Origin of the sequence: Pseudomonas sp. JV245A (genome assembly GCF_032424515.1) — a bacterium.
GTDB lineage: Bacteria > Pseudomonadota > Gammaproteobacteria > Pseudomonadales > Pseudomonadaceae > Aquipseudomonas > Aquipseudomonas protegens.
In genome coordinates this window covers 1-5,564 of sequence record NZ_VYKE01000228.1, presented here as the reverse complement: position 1 = coordinate 5,564, position 5,564 = coordinate 1, and the positions used below count along the sequence as shown (strand labels likewise).

4 protein-coding genes and 3 pseudogenes are annotated in these 5,564 nt (G+C 67.8%); 2 read left to right on the top strand and 5 right to left on the bottom strand.

From position 1 onward, the window contains the following. Nucleotides 1-770, bottom strand: a 770-nt coding sequence (locus tag F6S12_RS29305) for an MFS transporter (protein ID WP_315869654.1), incomplete at its 3' end; no start/stop codon positions are given. 127 nt (nucleotides 771-897) lie between these two features. On the opposite strand from F6S12_RS29305, the gene F6S12_RS29300 reads away from it, so the two are divergent. Both F6S12_RS29300 and F6S12_RS29295 read left to right on the top strand, forming a co-directional pair. Continuing rightward, nucleotides 898-1,815 carry a LysR family transcriptional regulator gene (locus F6S12_RS29300; protein WP_123430408.1) on the top strand — a complete coding sequence of 306 codons (918 nt, stop codon included), beginning with the start codon at nucleotides 898-900 and terminating at the stop codon, nucleotides 1,813-1,815. Between the two features lie 27 nt (nucleotides 1,816-1,842). Beyond that, nucleotides 1,843-2,292, top strand: coding sequence for a hypothetical protein (locus F6S12_RS29295; RefSeq protein WP_015635096.1), 450 nt, complete (start codon nucleotides 1,843-1,845; stop codon nucleotides 2,290-2,292). A 72-nt stretch (nucleotides 2,293-2,364) separates the two neighbouring features. Here F6S12_RS29295 and F6S12_RS33980 read toward each other — a convergent pair. From F6S12_RS33980 to F6S12_RS29280, 4 genes and pseudogenes are all read right to left on the bottom strand, one after another. Beyond that, nucleotides 2,365-2,904 (bottom strand): annotated as a pseudogene (locus F6S12_RS33980) (methyl-accepting chemotaxis protein); the annotation flags it as partial. 582 nt (nucleotides 2,905-3,486) lie between these two features. After that, a pseudogene (locus F6S12_RS33975) lies at nucleotides 3,487-4,122 on the bottom strand (cache domain-containing protein); the annotation flags it as partial. A gap of 498 nt (nucleotides 4,123-4,620) precedes the next feature. Further along, nucleotides 4,621-4,914 (bottom strand): DUF3144 domain-containing protein, encoded by a 294-nt coding sequence (locus F6S12_RS29285; protein ID WP_011060609.1) that lies wholly within the window; start codon nucleotides 4,912-4,914, stop codon nucleotides 4,621-4,623. Nucleotides 4,915-5,080: 166 nt separating this feature from the next. Continuing rightward, a pseudogene (locus F6S12_RS29280) lies at nucleotides 5,081-5,564 on the bottom strand (hypothetical protein); the annotation flags it as partial.

Sequence of the window (5,564 nt, the reverse complement as noted above, 5' to 3'; positions counted from 1 at the left end):
CGGCGCTCGACACGCACCAAGAGCGCGACCCCGACCACGCTGGCCACCAGCAGGCCCAGGTTCAACGGCGCCAGCAAGTTGTGCCCCAGGGTCAGGGCCAGGGCATAGGCGCCCAGGCTCAAGGCCAGCAGCAGGCTGCCCGGCACATCGAAGGCACTGGCCGACGCCACAGGCCGGTCCGGCGGCAGGCAACGCCAGGCCAGTAACAGCGCCACCAACCCCAGGGGCACATTGACCAGGAACATCCAGCGCCAGCCGACGCTGGCCAGTATCAGGCCGCCGAGGGCCGGGCCCAGGGTGGTGCCCAGGGCCGACATACTGCCCAGCCAGCCCATCGCGGCCCCGGTGCGGGCCTTGGGCAGCGCGTCACCCACCAGGGCCATGCTCAGGGCCAGCATTACCGCCGCCCCCAGGCCTTGCAGCGTGCGGGCCGCCAGCAGCCAGCCCAGGCCAGGGGCCAGGCCGCAGCACAGCGAGGCCAAGGTGAACAGGGCTATCCCCGCCAGCAGCGCCCGGCGCCGGCCCCACTGGTCCCCCAGGCGCCCGGCGCTGGCGATCAGGGTGGTAATGGCCAGCAGGTAGGCCAGGACAATCCATTGCACCTGCTGGAACGACGCCTCAAGGGTCTGGGCCAGGCTCGGCAGCGCGGCATTGGCGATGCTGGTGTCCAGGGACGGCATCAGCATCGCCAGCGACAGGCTGGCCAGGGCCCAGCGCGCACGGGGCGCCAGGGCTTCCTGGGGGGCGGCTTGGGACTCGGGAATGGGCATCGCACAGGCTCCGGCAAGGTGATGCCCGCCAGCCTAGGGCCAGCCGTGACCAGGCGGAAGGCGCAGCCTTTGCAGTTAATTGATGCATTCAACGCCATGCCAGCTGCCTGCGTGCTACATTGCGCCGATGTCGACTCCCGATCTGAACCTGCTGCTGACCCTGGACGTACTGCTGGCCGAAGGCAGCGTGGCGCGGGCTGCCCAGCGCCTGCATCTGAGCCCCTCGGCCATGAGCCGGGCGCTGGCCCGCCTGCGCCAGGCCACCGGCGACCCGCTGCTGGTGCGCGCCGGGCGCGGCCTGGTACCCACCCCTCGGGCCCTGGAGCTGCGCCAGCGCATCGGCCAACTGGTGGCAGACGCCCAGGCCGCCCTGCGCCCGGCCGAGCAGATCGACCTTGGCCGCCTGCAGCGCACCTTCACCCTGCGCAGCCGTGATGGTTTCGTCGAGAATTTCGGCCCGGCGCTGGTCAGTCGACTGCGGGCTGAAGCGCCCGGGGTGCGGGTGCACTTCGTACCCAAGCTGGACCGCGACAGCCAGCCCCTGCGCGATGCCAGCGTCGACCTGGAAACCGCGGTGATCGACGCCGACACCAGCCCCGAGTTGCGCACCCGGGCGCTGTTTCGCGATCGCTTTATCGGCGTGGTCCGCGCCGGCCACCCCTTGAGCCGGGGGCCGGTAAGCCTGGATGCCTACGTGGCTGGCGAACATATCCTCGCCGCCCACCAGGGCCATGCTCATGGGCGCATGGACGAGGCCCTGAAAGCCCTGTGCCTGGAACGGCAGATCGTCACCCTGGTCAGCGGTTTTTCCGCCGCCCTGGCCCTGGCCCGGGGTTCGGACCTGATCGCCATGGTGCCCGAGCGCCACACCAGCAACCTGCGGCACGGCCTGCACGGTTTCAGCCTCCCGGTGCCCCTGCCGGAGATGACCATCTCCCTGCTCTGGCACCCGCGCATGGAGGCCGACCCGGCCCATCGCTGGTTGCGCCAGGTGGTGCATGAGCTGTGCAGCCAGAGCGCCCTCCCCGACCATCAGCCCGGCTGATCCATAACTTCATTAGCGAGATCCTGCATGTCTTCCAGCTCCCTGCGCCTGCTCTCCCTGAATCACCTGCCCGCTGCCGCCGCGTTGCTCTGGGGACTGTCCCTGGCAATCGTCCGGGCCTGGCAACCGATAGATTATTTCTGGGAGAACTTCGCCGCCTACTGGCTGCCCCAGGGGCTGATTCTCGGCCTGCTGCTGTGCACCCGGCCCACGCCGGCGCTGTTCACCGGGGTGGCCCTGGCCCTGGCCGCGCACCTGCAACTGTTCTGCCTGTGGATCAGTTCCCCGGAAGGCGCCTTGGGCTGGCTGTTCTATCTGTTCGACTTTCCCGGCGCGCTGATCGGCGCCGCCATCGCCCGCTTCCTGGCCACGCGCGTGGCTCCCGGCAAGCCGTTGATCAATGGCCTGCTGGGGCTCGGCTGGGTGTCGTTGGGGCTGTTGCTGAACTTCAAGCTGATGATGTACAGCCAGATCTGATACGGGCCGGCGAATGCGGCCCGGGGGGACTGAAACCCGCCCGGGCCACCGACGGCCCGGGCAGACAATGCCTCAGTGGTGGCCCTGGCTGAGGTTCGACAAGCGCCCGGACAGGGCCTGCATGGCCTCGCTGACCTTGTCCAGGGCCTGGGCGTCCCGGGCGTTGTCCTCGCTGATGCCGTGGATGCGCACCGCCAGTTCGTTGATCTCCTGGGTCACGTGGCTCTGCTGCTGGGCCGCCACGGCAATCTGCTGCGCCCGCTGGGAAATATCGTCGAAGCTGGTCACCGTGCTGGACAGCGCATCCGATGCACCGGACGCCTCGCCCACCGCCTGGCGGGTTCGTGTTTCGCCGGCCTGGATCGCCTGCACCGCCTGACGCGAGGCCTGCTGCAAGTCGTTGATCATGCCGCTGATCTCGTTGGCCGAGGTCTGGGTGCGGCCGGCCAGGGTCCGCACTTCGTCCGCCACCACGGCAAAGCCCCGGCCCTGCTCCCCGGCCCGGGCCGCTTCGATGGCGGCGTTCAGCGCCAGCAGGTTGGTCTGCTCGGAGATCGCCTTGATCACATCCAGCACCGCGCCGACCTGCTGGCTGTCCTGCTCCAGGCGCTGGATCACTGCCGCCGCCTCGGCCATTTCCGCGGACAACTGCTGGATCGACTGGCTGTTGGCATCGACCTTGTGCTGGCCCTCCTGCACCACCACCAGGGACTGGCGCGCGGTGTCGGCGCAGTTGTTGGTGTTCTGCGCCACTTCCAGGGCACTGGAGGACATCTCGGTGATGGCCGTGGCCAACTGGGTGTTCTCCTGGCGCTGCTGCTCGGCACGCTGGGCCAGGGTGCTGCTGAGTTGACCCAGGCGCGCGGCTTCGTTCTGCAACTGCCGGGCTTCGCTGGCGATCTTCTGCAGCATTTGCCGCAACTGCCCGGCATAGCGGTTCACCGCGGCGCGCAAGGCGCCGATCTCGTCGGCCCGGGCGACGTGCAGCTCGGCGTTGTCGCTGGCCTGGCCACTGCCCAGGGCATCGATCTGCCGGGTGGTTTCTTCCAGCTGGGCAATCAGCTTGTGCCCGGCCAGCCAGGCAAAGAACAGCAGCAGCGCCAGCAACGGCAGGAGGAACAGCAAGATCTCGGTGGTCATGGCCCGGGCCAGGCCGGTGACCTTCTGCTCCGGGGTCACCAGGCCGATGGTCCAGCCGCTGCCGGGCATGCTGAACAAGCTGACCCGCGCCGCTTCCTGCAAGCGCCCGTCCTCGTCCAGGTCCAGGCTGCGCACCTGCCCGGTCGGTGCCGGCTTGGCCAGGGCCTCGGCCACCGGAAGCAACCAGGGTTGCTGCTTGCTCAGGGCGTCGAAGCTGAGCATCTGGCCCCCGCCGCCGGCCTGGGCATCAGGGAAATACAGCACGTTGCCGGCCTGGTCCAGGGCGAAGGCATAGCCACCGGTGACCGCCCCCTGCTCCTTGAGGAAGCGCGCCAGGTCGTCCAGGCGCAGGTCGATGGTGGCGACCCCGGCAAAGGCGCCGTCCTGGCGATAGGGCACGCTGCAGGTGGTCATCGGCACCTGGGTCACCGGGTCCTGGTAGGCCTCGGACCACAGGCAACGGCCCGGCGCGCTGTTGCGGGCGCCGGTATACCAGGCTTCATGGTGATAACCGGCGCTGCCGGCGGCGTTGTAGTCATCTGAGAATGCCAGGGGCCCGGCATCGCTGCGGGCCCAGAAGAAACTGCGGCGCTCCACGCCGGGGGTGAAGGCATTGGGTTCTGGCCAGATGCCGCCCCCGGCGATCGCCTTGTCGCCTTCATGGTCGATCACCTTGGGCAGGGTAGCCATGACCAGCGCCTGCTCCTTGGGCAGCCCTTCCAGCAGGTGGGCCATGCTCGCGGTCACCCCTTCGATGCCCGCCAACTGCAACGCCAGCTGGCGAACGATGGCGCTGCCGGTCTGCTCGATCAGTGCCGAGCTTGCCTCCACCACTTTGGGCTGCCCCCGTAAGGTCATCACGGCAAATACCGCCAACGCCGTGAACAGCAACAGCAACACACTGCCGAGGGTCAAACGATGAGACAGACGAACCGGTAGCAAGGCCATGACGAACTCCATATCAATAGGCATTCAGAGCTTATCGACCGGATGCCTGCTTCCCTTGAACAAAGAGTGATGCCGTTCACTTTTTTTGTCAGCGCAACAGGCGGGAGTACACCTGGAGAGGGGCGACTCAGGCAGGGCCCTCGGTAGCCGGGGCCCTGCCATCCTCGAAACAAGACCCCGGGCTACGGGCAGCCCGGGCCAGGCACGAGAAGCGCTACACAACTGGCGGCGCTGGCGCCTTCAGTCCTGCTTGGCGCCCATGTACAGCTCGAAGTTCTCGATGTAGTCCGTGAGGTTCTCTTCCATCATCAGGCGGAACTCCTCGACGAAATAATCCACCGCCTGCTGTTTGGCCGCCGCCAGCTCCTGGGCATTGCGGCACCCGCAGGCGCTGACCCAGGCGCTGAAGCGGGAGTTGGCGTACATCAGCGACGCGCTGGCCTTGCCCCGGCTGCTGTCGGCGATATGGGAGTTGGCCAGCTCGATAACGGCGTCGGCGCGGTTGTAGAAATCCTGGTCGGTGTCATTGGCCACGGGGCGTTCCTCTGGCGGAGTGGGGAAAATAAAGCGCCGGAGTATAAGAGTTTTGTCCTCCTGCACCGACTACTTTCATCCCCAGGCCGCACAAGCCGGGCTGCCGGCGAAGCGGCCCATGAGCCTTGCGCCAGGCTGGCAGCCGCTTTCGCTGGCAAGCCAGCGCCTACAGATGGGTGGGCGCCGGCAAGGCTCGCAGCTGTTCGGCCAGCAGGGCTTCACTCTTGCCCTGGGACAGCACCACGCTGTTATTGGCCGCTTGCAGCGCCTGTTGCAGATGGTGCTCGCCCCGCTGCCGGTCGCCTTCAAGAATGGCTTGCAAGGCCAGGCAGCGCGGTCGCAGCCAGGGTGCGTTCCAATCCACTTCGGCGCTCATCGGCGTGTTGTTCAGGGGCGCGGCGTCACGCTGCTGCAAAGCGCGGCAGAACGCCAACTCGCCCCTCAGTAACTCGATCAGGCCACTCATGCCGTTCAGTTGCGCCGACCGGGCCGCCAGCAATTGATCCAGTTCCTGCTCCATCTGCACCGCGGCCGGCCAGTCGCCCTGGTCCTGCAGGGCATTGAGGCGGCAGCCGAATGCGACCAGGGGCCCGGGCATGGGGCCTTCGGCCAGGCGCTGAAGATCGTCCACCGGCAATTGTGCGCTGGGC